We start from the raw sequence: 12,026 nt of genomic DNA, 5'->3' as shown, positions 1-12,026 counted from the left end.
GGACTGCGCCCTGCCCGTCGGGAGACATGCGGGGGCCTGTCGAGCGAACCGCCCCCCGCCGGTACGGTCAGGAAGAGGCCTCGCACGGCCCATCGCCCGAAGTCCGAATGGAAAGGCCCGCCGGAAGCGTAGCGCCCCGGCGGGAAGTCGGCGCGCGGAAGCAGTGACGCGCGCCAGGCAGAAAGAAGGTGTGGCAGGCAGATGGCCGGGACAGCGATTCGTAGTCGCTCCCCCGGCCGGTGAACTCGCGCCTTCACTCGCGCGACCCACTGCGACTGCCGGCCAAAATGCACTCCGGCCAGCACTCGCCATAGCCAAGAGAAAGGTTCCCCTATGGCTATTCACAAATCCAGTCATCCCCGCCATGGCATCACCTGACCATAGATCGCCGCAAGCCCGCCGCAGGCGCGCAGCTGCGCAATCACCGCGCGGGCTTCTTCGGCCGGGCAGATACCCAGCGCCGCCATGTCGTCGACACCGAGACCGGCGGCCAGTGCCTTCACCACCGGGGCCATGCGCGCCGCCGTCATGACCGGGCCTCGACAAGCTTGCAATCAACGCACAAGCTCTGATTGCAGCGACGGAGGATTCGATGACGGACACGCATATTGACCAGAAACTCCAGGATCTGAACCAACGCACGTCCGCCCTGGAAGCGATGATCACGGCACAAATTGACATCAACAAATCGCTGATGCGGACGCTGATCGATCTCGACCTTGTTTCCGATGCGGACATCGTTGCCTACCTCCGCTCCCTTGCCGAAAAGGCAGGGCAGGACGGCGCGCCGAAGTTCATACCTCAGATGTACAACCTCATGGCCGACAGCTTTGCGCCAGGCAGCCAGAGCCCGAAACCAGAGCTTACTATCGTTCCGCGGCACGAAGCACCTCCTCCTGGAACCGAGCCGGGCCGGTAACGGCGCAGCGAGGGTGGGTGACGCGCCATACCCAGACGACCGTCCCGATCTGACCCAGGGCCAGCAAACAAATCGCAACCCAAATCATGCCACCCGCCCCCGCAACGCTGCCTTGACCACGGCGGCGAATGTTTCGTCGCAGACAACCATGACGGCCACCTTGTCGGGCGCCGGGCGGTTGAGACCGTCGAGCCAGTTCTGCGCCGTCCGCTCATGCACGTTGAAGCGAAATCCGAGCTCGCGCGCCGTGAGGCCGGTGCCGCGCAGATGCCGGGCCATCAGATCGGGGAAATGGCGCTGGAACTGATGCAGATCGAGACCCCGGAAACATGTTTCGAAGGACGTTTCCCCCACCCGCGTCGTAGCCTCGGCGGGTGATGAGTGATTTGGGTCTGACGCAACAACAGGGACGGGACGGAGGGTCACTTGTGGCCCTCCCGATCGTCGTCATGCAGCGCGACCAACTCAAGCAGCACCGCAAGGGCGCAGAGCAGGATCACCGCAAGAAGGAGGGCAAACAGGATCCAGGTCATGCGGCGTCCTCCGCCGGTGCCGGCGGGTGATCGGCCATGAACTGGCGCAGCCGATCCACCCGCGCCATGGTCGGACTGGACGCGCCCGCACACCAGCTGTCCCATTCACGCCAACTGGCGCCGATGGCATCGCGCAACACTGCTTGCGGGGTTCTACCCTTCGCCTTCGCATAGGCGGCAATATCTTCGATCAACTGTTCCATGCCGCCTTTATGGGGGATTTTTACCCTACCCCACAAGGGTAAAGTTACTCGATGAGTACATTTGGCGTCGGAAGTATAAATTCCCCCATGCTGGAAACTTACAAAGAAGCCCTCCAAAACGCGCTGGATACAACGGGTCGCTCACTGCGAGAGGTGACGATTTCCGCAGACGTGTCATATGACCAATTCAAGGGGTTCATGCAGGGCAAGAGCCGAAGCACCAATGTGGATGCCGCATTAAAGGTTGCGCACGCGTTCGGCGTGAGCATGGAAGACTTTATGGCCGGACGGCTTGCCAAATCTACCGTCTCCATTGCAGGGAAAGTCGGCGCAGGGGCTAAAGTTCCGGTCTTCGACGCTTACGAGAAGGGTGATGGCCCTCAGGCATTTACGCCGCCCGGCCTCTCGCCGCATGGCGTCGTTGCGGTGGAAGTCACCGGGGACAGCATGGAGCCGATCTACAGCGCCGGCGATCTGCTGTTCTATACCCGCCATTCGCATGAGGGCGTGCCCGACGATGTCGTCGGCCACCGCTGTGTCTGCGAGGACGCCGAGGGCATGGGCTGGGTCAAACAGGTCAAACTCGGCAGCGCGCCGGGCCTGTTCAACCTGATCTCGCTCAACCCCGGCGCTGACAACATGCATGAAGTGACTTTGAAATGGGCCGCCAGGGTGCGTCTGCACTGGCCGGCCGAACTGGTGAGGAAGTTATGAGTACCGATCCACAAAAATCCGAAATGGAACACGAGATTGCGGCGCTGCGCGCCCAGGTCAGCGACCTGACCGCCCGCCTGACAGCGGCGGAAGACGACATCCAGCATATCGGAAAATGGCTACCCGCCCTGTCGGCAGACACCGCGCGGCTGCTGGAAATCGTCCTGGCCATTCGACATGGCAAGACGGACAACATAAAGAAGCTCGCTGACGATATTCTGCGCAATTACGAGACCCTGAACCCCCCTTCGGACCCGAAACCATGAGCGAACGGAAATCGCCTTTTCGGAACAATCCGCCGGCGTCGAACGTCATCGACCTCCGGCGCACTTCTCCACTTGACTTGACAGAACCGCCTGATCCCACCAGATTCGGAGGGAATGGAGGTGGCGGTATGGAAGTCCGCGTTGAGCGATTGGAAAACGATATGTCCGAATTGAAAGCGGATATGAAGGTAGTTCGCGCCGATCTTGCCGAATTGAAAGGCAAGGTTTCGATGCTGCCGGGCTATCCTGGCATCGCGACAGTCATGGCATTGGTAGGCGGCGGGTTGCTGATTGTCTCGCGCCTGTTCCCGGGCGCTGCCCCCTAGCCTATCACCGGCGTTCCCACCCCCTGATCCCCGTCGGACCCGAAACCATGAGCGAACGGAAATCGCCCTATCGGAACAATCCGCCGGCGTCGAACGTCATCGACCTCCGGCGCGGATCTTCACTTGACTTGACAGAACCGCCTGATCCCACCAGATTCGGGGGGAATGGAGGTGGCGGTATGGAACAGCGCCTGGGCCGACTGGAAAGCAAAATGGACAAGGTGGATGACCGACTTGTGTCCATCGAAACCGCACTGGCACGGATTGACGCCAAGCTCGACGCCAAGATCGATTACAAGTGGCTAACGGTCTACGTCTTGGGCATCGTCGCCGTGATCATGAGAAGCGAGATCGCCGCCTTCCTTTCCGGCCTGTAGAGCGGCCCTTTTTCGCTGATCGTCGCACAAAGCACAGTCCCTCGGATTTACTCGGTGCCAGCCCTACCTTCAATCGCAACGCCCGGCCCAGCGCCGGGCTTTTTCGTGCCGTCAGCACAGTGCTGACCCTGCGTTGATACCCCGACCCTGCCACAGGCCCGGCGGAAAGGCGAGATTGTTATGGGGTATTTTTACCCTTTTTGATTGACAGGGGTAAAATTCCCCCAGATAGTGCCCCCATCAACCGATGGAGGTCCCGATGCCCGACACCCTTCCCCCCGCCCCGACGCCGCGCGTCTACCTGCACCGCAGCCGCGACGGCGCCCTGCGGCTCGAGGCCGCCAGCCCGGCCAAAGACATCCTGCGGCCCGGCACTCCTCTGATCGACTGTCACAAGATCGCCCGCACTGCCGTCGCGGCGCTGCGCGCCAGCGGTGATTTCGGCCTGTGCATGTCTCGGGACGACCAAGACACCGGCGCATATCTGTTGCGCAAAATGGCTGAGAGTGGTGGCGGCGCCGTGACCACGAAGGACGGGATCACCCGGTTCACCTATGCCTTCGTCGCCGTCGAAGGCCCCGAGGATGACCCCAGGGCCCTGATCCGGGACTGGATGCGCGCCGCCGATGCCTTTGGCGCGGAATACGATGCCGAGGCCGACGGCGCGCTTGGCATCATCAACCTCGAACGGGGCGCGTGAACAGATGGATTTACGACCTGCGCATCATCGCCGCAATCAAGCGGGCAACCGCGTCGTCCGGGGCATCCGTGGTGTCAGGGCCATAGGTGACCGGCGGCAGCCCGGCGTCGGCGCGCGTGTTCCGGATGTAGAATCCGGCAAACTCCGCCGCCAGCCGAAGCTCTTTGCGCAGGGCCGCGACCTCTGCCTCAAGCTCGGCAAGTCTCTGTTCACTCATGAAAACATGTCTCCGTTGAAGTTGCGTTTCTTCGGTGATGTGGCGGGTCGCGCCGTGCACCAGCGCGGCCCGCATTTCAGCCTATCCGATTCCCATCTCGACCAACAACATTTCGTGCCATCCGGTACGAAAACCGCAATCAATTGAAGGAGGCCCCGATGCACGCACTCGATACCGCCCGTCGCCAGACGCTCCCCGACCCGGCCCTGCCGCTCGCTCCGGAAGAGATGATCACCGACCAGTGCCTGCGTGATCTCGCGCACGGCGGGCCCGAACGCCAGGCCGGCGAGATCAGCGCCATCGACACCGCGATCCTGGTCACCATCCTGCCCGACCTCTGTGGCGAGCTGCTGGCCCGGCGGCTGGCCATGCGCAGCGCGTCCGGACAGGAGGCCGCGGCATGAGCGCCGAGGTCTGCCCCCGCAGGCTCTCCGGCACGCTCGACCTGCTCGAACGCATCGCCCCGGAAAACCGCCTGTCGCAATTCGCCAGCCTTTGCCGCGACAACGGCCTCTGGTCGATCCCGGAGCCCGCGCCCGCGGGCACGAAAGGCTACACCCCGGTGCTGTTCGAGGTCAGCCTCTTCGGTGTCTTCGCCGCCGCGCGCGACGTGGCCGAACTGGTGCCGAACTGGATCCGCGCGGCCCGCAATACGCTGCGCGCCTTTTCCGAGGCGCCCGCCCCCCGGTTGGCGCCCGCCCCGGGCGATCCGGTTCTCTTCTGCCGTACCCCCGGCGCCCCGCTCGAGCGCGGCGTGATCCGCGCGCTGCATGCCCACCGGCCCGAGGCCGAGGTCTGCGATGCGGGCGGCAAGCCGCTGTATGTGCGCTTCGACCTGATCCACCCCGATCCCGACATGCCGACTGCCACTCACGGACGGCATCCGGCCCCGCCCGGCGATGCACCCGCGCCGGGCGGGGCACAGGTGGACGAGATCGAAGATGACGGGTTTGTCACCCTCTGGCCGCCGCTGGGGGTGAGCGCATGAGGGACCTCAGCGACAAATCCCTGTCTTTCCGCATGGGCTACCGTGCGGCCCTGGCCGATCTGGCCGACGACTGCGCGCAACGGGCCGAAGCCGCGCGCGAGCTGCCGCAGGCTCCCGCCTTGGCCGAAGAGCCCCGCCCGGGCCTCCGTGCGCAGTTGCACCGGCTCGCCGAGGCCGTCGCCCGCTGGCGCCCGTGGCGCCGGCGCCCCGCGCCGGATGCCAGCCGCCTCGCCGCCCACTGGGATCAGCTTGGGCGCGAGGCTGAGGCCAACATGGTCACTGCCCTGCGGCGGACGGGCCTGTGATGACCCAGATGCCCGCTTTCGCCCGCCGCTGGCAAATCTGCCAGAAGCCCGCAGGCCCCGGCCACCAGGGCAGGCCGGCCCCGCGCAAATGGTTCGACCGGATCGAGGACGCCCGCGCCGCTGCGCAGGCCCTGGCCAGTGAGACCGGCCGCGACTTCGTGGTGCTCCAGACCGTCGAGACCGTGAAACCCGCCGATGCCCAGGAGCAATTGCTGTGACCTACCTCGCCCGCGCCCTGCCCGCGCTGCCCAAGGACTTTACCGCCCGCCGCCTCGCCGCCGCCCGCGCCGCCCTGGCTGCGCCGAGCGACCACGACGACGCCGTGCTCTACGAGGCCTGCTGGATCGTCGGCGCCTATAGCATGGATCCGCCCGAGATCGCCGACGCCGCCGCCCTGGCCGCGCGGCTGGCCCGTCAGATGGAGGCCGCGGCATGAGCAAAGGTATGGCAGACCTCAACCGCGCGCTCTTCGATCAGCTCGACCGGTTGTCGAGTGGCGATCTGGACGCCGAGAGCCTTGAGCGTGAAGTGCAGCGGACCGAGGCCATCGTGTCGCTGTCCGACCAGATCACCGGCAACGCCAACCTGCAGCTGAAAGCCGCCAAGCTCTTTGCCGATCACGGTCAGGCGGTCCTGCCGCACCTGCCCCAGATCGGGTCCGCCAAGGCCGAGGATGATGCGTCATGAAAGGCCGTGCGATCCGCTACAGCGCCGAGGAACTCGGCTGGATCAAGGCCAACAGCACGCGGCCCCGCGCCGAGGCGCATGCCGACTTCGTGCACCGCTTCGATCGGCAAGACGTAACCCTCGCGAACTTCAACTCGCTCTGCAAGCGCAAGGGCTGGATGACTGGCCGCACCGGCCGGTTGGAAAAGGGCAACGTGCCGCCGAACAAGGGCCGGACGGGCTACTGCGCCCCCGGATCCGAGAAGGGCTGGTTTCGCAAGGGCAGTATGAACGGCCGGGCCAGGGCGCTCTACCAGCCGATCGGCAGTGAGCGGGTCAGCAAGGATGGCTACCTGGAGCGCAAGATCCACGACGGCCAGCCGCTGCAATCCCGCTGGCGCGCCGTGCACCTGATCCGCTGGGAAGAGGCGCATGGCCCGATCCCCGAGGGTCACTGCCTCAAGTGCCTGGACGGCGACAGGACCAACACTGCGCCCGAGAACTGGCGCTGCATCCCGCGGGCGCTGCTGCCCCGCCTGAGCGGCGGCCGCTGGCACACGCCTTACGAAGCATATGAACCCGAGCTGCGCTCGACCGTCCTCACCATCGCCGAACTGGAGCATCGCGCCCGTGAGGCGAAGAAGGAACGCAGCGCATGACCCGCCCCGCCTCTCAGATAGCCGGCATCCTGTGCAATGATCCGGCCTTCCGCGCCTTCGTCGACACGCAGACCGGCGCACCCTGCCCGGATGCCGACGCCGCCGCCACCTTCCTGCGCCGACAGTGCGGCGTCACCAGCCGACGCCAGCTCGATACCGACCCGGAGGCCCGCGACCGCTTCGACCGTCTGCGCACCGATTTCGACGCCCACACCGGGCGCATTGCTCAACCCCGATAGGAAGGAAAGCAAATGCCCGAAAAGGCACCCCTTGGCGCCTACGCCACCGAAACCTCGACTGGCTGGACCGCCTACGACGCACTCGGCTGCACGTGGCCAGTGGGTCCGGAAGAAGCTCAACGCCTCGAAACAGGACGCGAGGCCCGATTGACCGCAAGACTGAAAGGACCCTTGACGTGATGACCCAACAGAAACCGCCAGAGACCGGCCTCCCGGAACAGCATGACCCCTACAAGCTTCGGTCCCTGGAACAGATCCTCGCCCTCTTCGACGGCGGCGACTTCATGACCGAGGTGATGGACGGCCACCGCAAGCTGCAGATCGAGCTGCTGGAGCATGCCGCCGAACATGGCTCGAAGGGCTGCGACGGCACCATGACGATCAAGATCGGCTACGCCCTGGGCAAGTCCGGCGACGTGTCGATGTCGGCCAAGGCCGAGTTCAAGGGCCCGAAGAAACCGCCGTCGAGCGCCGCAGCCTTCATCAACGACCGGGGCGAGCTGACGCTCTACTCGCCCTTCCTCGCCCGCATGCACCAGCCGGTGCGTGACGTGAGCCCGCACGACCCCGAGACCGGCGAAGTGCGCGACGTTTAACCCCAGACCCAAGAGGATCGAGCAATGACAGACACCCCCACCATTCCAGCCGGTGAGAACCCGGCCGAGACCATGCGAAAGGTTATGGACGAGATCGGCCACGCCGACGCCATCAGCTTTGCCGAACACCACCACCCCGGCGAGCCCTTCCTCGTTTCGGTTCCCAAGGGCCGCGAGGTCAAGGACCTGACCCACGCGATGCACGCCATCGCCGCGCGTGTGAAACCGTTCCACCGCAAGGGCACGGCCCGGCTCGAAACGCTGGCAAGCCTGATCGACTGGGCAAACCGGTTCAAGGGCGGCAGCTCGACCCTCTTCGCCAACCCCGACATGACCGCGCCCTCGCTGACCTGCATCGCCGACTACCATGCCGAAGGCGCCCCGACGATGGACGGTGAGTTCGGTGACGAGAACGCCCGGCATTGCCATCACCGTGGCGTCTACAAGTTCCCGCTCTCCGATGAGTGGAAGGCCTGGATGGCCGTTTCCGGCCGGGCGCTCGAGAAAGACGAGATGGGCGAGTTCATCGAGGCCAACGCCAAGGACGTGATGGACCCCACGCCCGGCATCATCGAAGGCAAGGAAAGCGACACGCTGCAGCCCTGGGAGAACCGCCTGATCCGCACCGCGCGCCAGATCGAGGGCCGGTTCGGTCAGCTGCACCAGCTGCTGACCATGTCCAAGCGCTTCCAGGTCTATGAGACCAGCGACCTCAAGGTCACCACCAACCGCGACAGCGGCGAGGCCGAGATCCAGTTCCTGAACGAACACAAGGACGCCGACGGCAAGCCGCTGAACATCCCGAACCTGATCATCATCACGATCCCGGTGTTCCGCGGCGGCGCGCCCTACCGCATGCCGGTGCGCTTCCGCTACCGCAAGAGCGGCGCCAGCGTGAAGTTCATCCTGACCGTCTACAATCCCGAGAAGGCCTTCGAAGCCGCCTTCGAGGAAGCGGCCGTCGAGGCCCAGCAACAGACCGACCTGCCGCTGTTCTACGGCGCGCCGGAAAGCTGAGTTCAGGCCCTCATCTCAATGCCCCGCCGGTCAGCAACATGGGCCCCTGCGCAGCCGGCGTCACAACATGGACCCTCTGGTCGAAAGCCCCGGTATCCCGCAGCCCTAGGCAAGCTACGGGACCACTCCCCCACCTCGAAAGGGAACCTTATGTCCAACCCGATCATGAAATTCTTCGAATACGCTCACCTGCCCCCGCACCTCCAAGCGGTCAGCAAGCCCTTCGGTGACATGGCCGCACAGCTGAACGATCAGCTTCCAGATGGGCCTGAAAAGTGGGCCGGCCTACGCAAGCTGCTTGAGGCAAAAGATTGCATGGTGCGCGCGGCGATCAGCTGAACGCCTGATGTCTCTTTCTGACCCCTCGCTCTGCAGGGGTCAGCGACGGACAACAGGAGCGCCCCGGGCCCGGGAGCTTGGATTGAAAGGAAACTCTATGAAAGACATCCCCATCTCTGCGGCCAAGGACATCGCCCAACGCTATGGCTATGACCAGGTCATGATTCTTGCCCGCAAGGTCGACACTTTCGACGAAGAGGGCGGCGAGCATGTGACAACCTACGGCGTCGATCCCGAGAATTGCGAGGTCGCGGCCCGGATCGGCACCACGGTCAAGCACCACCTGATGGGCTGGCCCTCACAGCTGTTCACCTCCGACCTCAACGTATCTGGCATCGGGCGGGATGCGCGCGGCGGCCAGACGGTCAACCTGTTCATGAACGGCGCCGTCTCGGACGAAGGCCTGCGCGCGCTGCATGACTTCCTGAATCCCAACAGCTGACCCTGGAGCCACCACATGACCCGAACCATCTGCATCCATCACGGCAACTGCGCCGACGGCTTCACCGCCGCCTGGTGCGTGCGTGAAGCGCTTGGCGATGCCGTCGAGTATATCCCTGCCCGCTACGGCAGCACCCCGCCGGACGTGACCGGCGCCGACGTGATCATCGTGGATTTCAGCTACAAACGGCCCGTTCTGGAGCGCATGGCACTGGACGCTCGGTCCATCCTTGTCCTCGACCACCACAAGACCGCGCAGGAAGACCTGCTGAATTTGCCCTATCCGGCAGGCGGCTGGGAAGCCCACCGCGCCGTGGCCGGGAACCCCGCCGCCCTGTTCGACATGGACCGCAGCGGCGCGCAGATGGCTTGGGACTACTTTTGCGGCGGCGCACGCCCGCAGCTGGTCGATTACGTGGCCGACCGCGACCTCTGGACATGGAAACTGGACCGGTCGCGCGAAATCTCTGCCGTGATCGCCTCGCACGACATGACCTTTGACCAGTGGGACGAGTTCGCCGCCCGCATGCAGGCAGATGCCGACCTGGGCCAAATGGCGGATGAAGGCGAGGCCATCCTGCGCAAGCACGACCGCGACGTGCGCGCCACCCTGAACCTGACCACGCGCACCATGGTGATCGGCGGGCACAAGGTGCCGGTGGCGAACACGCCCTATTCCATGGCGAGCGATGCCGCCGGAACGCTGGCCGAGGGCAACCCCTTTGCCGCCGTCTACTTCGATGGGCCGGAAGGCCGCGCCTTCTCCCTTCGCTCGCGTGGTGACGGGCTGGACGTGTCCGAGATCGCAAAGAAGTACGGCGGCGGAGGGCACCGGAACGCAGCCGGGTTCAAGATGCCGATCGGCTGGGAAGGCGATGATGCCGCCGGAGTTTCCGCAATCACCGCCGAACGGAAGCGGCAGACCGAGGTAGAGGGCTGGACACCCGAGCATGACGACGCGCACGACCAGTGCGAACTGTCTTTGGCCGGGGCGGTTTATGCACTCAGCGGATCTGCGGATAGCGAATGGCGCAATAATGCTCGCATAGATGCAATTCGCGAGCTTTGGCCGTTCGAGAGCCATTGGTTCAAGCAGACCGGCGGCCGCGAGGATCTAGTCAAGGCGGGCGCTCTGATCGCAGCCGAGATCGACCGCTTGGATCGCGCCAATGGCTGACACCACGAAGATCGAATGGACCGACGCGACCTGGAACCCGATCACCGGGTGCACCCTGGTCGATGACGGGTGCCGCAACTGCTATGCCGCCGAGCTGGCCGCGACTCGCCTCAAGACCCACCCCAGCCGCGCCGGACTGGCCCGGAAGAACGCGGCCGGCGTGGCCAAGTTCACCGGCGAAGTCAGGTTCAATGAACAATGGCTGACGCAACCTCTGGGCTGGAAGAAGCCGCGCATGGTCTTCGTCTGCGCCCATGGCGACCTGTTTCACGAGAGCGTTCCGAATGAATGGATCGACCAGGTGTTCGCCGTCATGGCGCTGTCGCCGCGCCACACCTTCCAGGTTCTGACCAAGCGGCCAGATCGGGCCCGAGAGTACCTGCTGCGCCTCTCGAGCTGGCGTTTGAGCTTCTACATCGCTGCCGCCGCTCGAGACCTCGACAAGGCTTTGGTGATGGAATGGCTGGACAACCACTGCCCGCCCCTCCCCAACGTCTGGCTCGGCACGTCAGTCAGCGATCAGGCCAGCGCCGATGCGCGGATCCCCGAGTTGTTGGCCACCCCGGCGGCGGTGCGCTTCCTCAGCGCCGAGCCGCTGCTAGGGCCGATCTGCCTGACCCCCATCCAGCCCGACCCTCCGTCACCCTACTTCGCGTACGACGCCCTACGGGGCAGAGAAGTGACCATCGGCAAGCTCAGTGGCCCCACCATCGACTGGATCATCGTCGGCGGCGAATCTGGCCGCAACGCCCGGCCCATGCACCCCGACTGGGCGCGCTCGCTGCGGGACCAATGCAAGCACGCGAGCGTGGCGTTCTTCTTCAAGCAATGGGGCTCGTGGGCAACCGTCTACGATCGGGATGCAGAGGACCCCGATTGGCGCCGGTGCGACCAGGTCACACGCGAAACGCCAAAAGGACGGTGGTTGAACCTTGAAGGAGGACACGGCTTTCATGGCGACCGTGTTGTCAGGGTGTCTCAGGTTGGCAAGAAAGCCGCTGGCCGTCTGCTGGACGGGCGCGAATGGAGCGAGGTGCCGGGATGCCCCCGAAGCGCATCCAGATGACCCGCCAGCGCCCATGGCGGAAAGACAACCCGGAGGCGGTGATCGTCGCTCGCCCGTCTTTTTGGGGGAACCCCTACAGAGTATTGGAGAACGACCGCGAGGGTCGGCAAGAAGCCGTAGACCTGTTTGAGAAATGGCTCGCCAAGCCCGGCGAAGGGGCTGCCTTCGCAGCGTCCGCAAAGGTCCAGCTGCGCGGTCGCGACCTCGCATGCTGGTGCCCGCTCGATCAGCCCTGCCATGCGGATGTGCTGCTGAAGCTGGTGAACGGAGACGCCTGA

25 protein-coding genes are annotated in these 12,026 nt (G+C 64.9%); 21 read left to right on the top strand and 4 right to left on the bottom strand.

All coding sequences use genetic code 11. From position 1 onward, the window contains the following. Nucleotides 1-353: 353 nt before the first annotated feature. The gene (locus AC0J5K_RS08145) at nucleotides 354-530 is read right to left on the bottom strand and encodes a hypothetical protein (RefSeq protein WP_274562245.1); all 177 of its coding nucleotides are present in this window, start codon (nucleotides 528-530) and stop codon (nucleotides 354-356) included. A 62-nt stretch (nucleotides 531-592) separates the two neighbouring features. Between AC0J5K_RS08145 and AC0J5K_RS08140 the strand changes: the two genes are divergently transcribed. Continuing rightward, nucleotides 593-919, top strand: a complete 327-nt coding sequence (locus AC0J5K_RS08140) for a hypothetical protein (protein ID WP_274562247.1) — start codon at nucleotides 593-595, stop codon at nucleotides 917-919. 84 nt (nucleotides 920-1,003) lie between these two features. Here the strand turns inward: AC0J5K_RS08140 and AC0J5K_RS08135 are convergent, their stop codons facing one another. Then, nucleotides 1,004-1,273 carry a hypothetical protein gene (locus tag AC0J5K_RS08135; protein WP_274562249.1) on the bottom strand — a complete coding sequence of 90 codons (270 nt, stop codon included), beginning with the start codon at nucleotides 1,271-1,273 and terminating at the stop codon, nucleotides 1,004-1,006. A gap of 175 nt (nucleotides 1,274-1,448) precedes the next feature. Then, the gene (locus AC0J5K_RS08130; RefSeq protein WP_274562250.1) at nucleotides 1,449-1,655 is read right to left on the bottom strand and encodes a hypothetical protein; all 207 of its coding nucleotides are present in this window, start codon (nucleotides 1,653-1,655) and stop codon (nucleotides 1,449-1,451) included. 87 nt (nucleotides 1,656-1,742) lie between these two features. Between AC0J5K_RS08130 and AC0J5K_RS08125 the strand changes: the two genes are divergently transcribed. The 5 genes from AC0J5K_RS08125 to AC0J5K_RS08105 all read left to right on the top strand — a co-directional run bounded on the left by AC0J5K_RS08125 (nucleotide 1,743) and on the right by AC0J5K_RS08105 (nucleotide 4,038). After that, complete coding sequence (locus AC0J5K_RS08125) at nucleotides 1,743-2,369, top strand: S24 family peptidase (RefSeq protein ID WP_274562252.1); 627 nt, start codon at nucleotides 1,743-1,745, stop codon at nucleotides 2,367-2,369. After that, complete coding sequence (locus tag AC0J5K_RS08120) at nucleotides 2,366-2,635, top strand: hypothetical protein (RefSeq protein ID WP_274562254.1); 270 nt, start codon at nucleotides 2,366-2,368, stop codon at nucleotides 2,633-2,635. The genes AC0J5K_RS08125 and AC0J5K_RS08120 overlap by 4 nt, the downstream gene beginning before the upstream one ends. Further along, complete coding sequence (locus AC0J5K_RS08115) at nucleotides 2,632-2,961, top strand: hypothetical protein (protein ID WP_274562256.1); 330 nt, start codon at nucleotides 2,632-2,634, stop codon at nucleotides 2,959-2,961. Before AC0J5K_RS08120 ends, AC0J5K_RS08115 begins: the two co-directional genes overlap by 4 nt. A 179-nt stretch (nucleotides 2,962-3,140) precedes the next feature. Continuing rightward, entirely contained in the window at nucleotides 3,141-3,338 is a 198-nt protein-coding gene (locus AC0J5K_RS08110; protein WP_274562258.1) for a hypothetical protein, read from the top strand. A gap of 259 nt (nucleotides 3,339-3,597) precedes the next feature. Next, nucleotides 3,598-4,038, top strand: a complete 441-nt coding sequence (locus AC0J5K_RS08105; protein ID WP_274562259.1) for a hypothetical protein — start codon at nucleotides 3,598-3,600, stop codon at nucleotides 4,036-4,038. 10 nt (nucleotides 4,039-4,048) lie between these two features. On the opposite strand, the gene AC0J5K_RS08100 is transcribed toward AC0J5K_RS08105, so the two are convergent. Next, nucleotides 4,049-4,330, bottom strand: coding sequence for a hypothetical protein (locus AC0J5K_RS08100; RefSeq protein ID WP_274562261.1), 282 nt, complete (start codon nucleotides 4,328-4,330; stop codon nucleotides 4,049-4,051). Between the two features lie 83 nt (nucleotides 4,331-4,413). On the opposite strand from AC0J5K_RS08100, the gene AC0J5K_RS08095 reads away from it, so the two are divergent. The 15 genes from AC0J5K_RS08095 to AC0J5K_RS08025 all read left to right on the top strand — a co-directional run bounded on the left by AC0J5K_RS08095 (nucleotide 4,414) and on the right by AC0J5K_RS08025 (nucleotide 12,026). Next, on the top strand, nucleotides 4,414-4,659 hold the full coding sequence (locus tag AC0J5K_RS08095; RefSeq protein ID WP_274562263.1) for a hypothetical protein: 246 nt from the start codon (nucleotides 4,414-4,416) through the stop codon (nucleotides 4,657-4,659). Beyond that, a complete protein-coding gene (locus tag AC0J5K_RS08090) occupies nucleotides 4,656-5,243 on the top strand; it encodes a hypothetical protein (protein WP_274562264.1) in 588 nt (195 codons plus the stop codon). Before AC0J5K_RS08095 ends, AC0J5K_RS08090 begins: the two co-directional genes overlap by 4 nt. Next, nucleotides 5,240-5,548, top strand: a complete 309-nt coding sequence (locus tag AC0J5K_RS08085; RefSeq protein ID WP_274562265.1) for a hypothetical protein — start codon at nucleotides 5,240-5,242, stop codon at nucleotides 5,546-5,548. The genes AC0J5K_RS08090 and AC0J5K_RS08085 overlap by 4 nt, the downstream gene beginning before the upstream one ends. Beyond that, nucleotides 5,548-5,766 (top strand): hypothetical protein, encoded by a 219-nt coding sequence (locus tag AC0J5K_RS08080; protein WP_274562266.1) that lies wholly within the window; start codon nucleotides 5,548-5,550, stop codon nucleotides 5,764-5,766. The genes AC0J5K_RS08085 and AC0J5K_RS08080 overlap by 1 nt, the downstream gene beginning before the upstream one ends. Continuing rightward, complete coding sequence (locus tag AC0J5K_RS08075; RefSeq protein ID WP_274562268.1) at nucleotides 5,763-5,984, top strand: hypothetical protein; 222 nt, start codon at nucleotides 5,763-5,765, stop codon at nucleotides 5,982-5,984. Before AC0J5K_RS08080 ends, AC0J5K_RS08075 begins: the two co-directional genes overlap by 4 nt. Continuing rightward, nucleotides 5,981-6,235: a hypothetical protein gene (locus AC0J5K_RS08070; protein WP_274562269.1), complete on the top strand. Its 255-nt coding sequence runs from the start codon at nucleotides 5,981-5,983 to the stop codon at nucleotides 6,233-6,235. Before AC0J5K_RS08075 ends, AC0J5K_RS08070 begins: the two co-directional genes overlap by 4 nt. Next, nucleotides 6,232-6,873: an HNH endonuclease signature motif containing protein gene (locus AC0J5K_RS08065; RefSeq protein ID WP_274562271.1), complete on the top strand. Its 642-nt coding sequence runs from the start codon at nucleotides 6,232-6,234 to the stop codon at nucleotides 6,871-6,873. The genes AC0J5K_RS08070 and AC0J5K_RS08065 overlap by 4 nt, the downstream gene beginning before the upstream one ends. Then, entirely contained in the window at nucleotides 6,870-7,112 is a 243-nt protein-coding gene (locus tag AC0J5K_RS08060; RefSeq protein WP_274562272.1) for a hypothetical protein, read from the top strand. The genes AC0J5K_RS08065 and AC0J5K_RS08060 overlap by 4 nt, the downstream gene beginning before the upstream one ends. A 179-nt stretch (nucleotides 7,113-7,291) precedes the next feature. Continuing rightward, nucleotides 7,292-7,708: a hypothetical protein gene (locus tag AC0J5K_RS08055; protein WP_274562273.1), complete on the top strand. Its 417-nt coding sequence runs from the start codon at nucleotides 7,292-7,294 to the stop codon at nucleotides 7,706-7,708. Nucleotides 7,709-7,732: 24 nt separating this feature from the next. Then, the gene (locus AC0J5K_RS08050) at nucleotides 7,733-8,725 is read left to right on the top strand and encodes a DUF2303 family protein (RefSeq protein WP_274562274.1); all 993 of its coding nucleotides are present in this window, start codon (nucleotides 7,733-7,735) and stop codon (nucleotides 8,723-8,725) included. Nucleotides 8,726-8,875: 150 nt separating this feature from the next. Next, complete coding sequence (locus AC0J5K_RS08045; protein WP_274562275.1) at nucleotides 8,876-9,064, top strand: hypothetical protein; 189 nt, start codon at nucleotides 8,876-8,878, stop codon at nucleotides 9,062-9,064. Nucleotides 9,065-9,161: 97 nt separating this feature from the next. After that, a complete protein-coding gene (locus AC0J5K_RS08040) occupies nucleotides 9,162-9,506 on the top strand; it encodes a hypothetical protein (RefSeq protein WP_274562277.1) in 345 nt (114 codons plus the stop codon). 15 nt (nucleotides 9,507-9,521) lie between these two features. Further along, nucleotides 9,522-10,682 carry a DHHA1 domain-containing protein gene (locus AC0J5K_RS08035; RefSeq protein WP_274562279.1) on the top strand — a complete coding sequence of 387 codons (1,161 nt, stop codon included), beginning with the start codon at nucleotides 9,522-9,524 and terminating at the stop codon, nucleotides 10,680-10,682. Next, nucleotides 10,675-11,748: a phage Gp37/Gp68 family protein gene (locus AC0J5K_RS08030; RefSeq protein ID WP_274562281.1), complete on the top strand. Its 1,074-nt coding sequence runs from the start codon at nucleotides 10,675-10,677 to the stop codon at nucleotides 11,746-11,748. Before AC0J5K_RS08035 ends, AC0J5K_RS08030 begins: the two co-directional genes overlap by 8 nt. Further along, a complete protein-coding gene (locus AC0J5K_RS08025) occupies nucleotides 11,745-12,026 on the top strand; it encodes a DUF4326 domain-containing protein (protein WP_274562283.1) in 282 nt (93 codons plus the stop codon). Before AC0J5K_RS08030 ends, AC0J5K_RS08025 begins: the two co-directional genes overlap by 4 nt.

This window comes from Marinovum sp. E3 (assembly GCF_055755275.1).
This window is presented reverse-complemented; position numbering and strand designations above follow the sequence as displayed.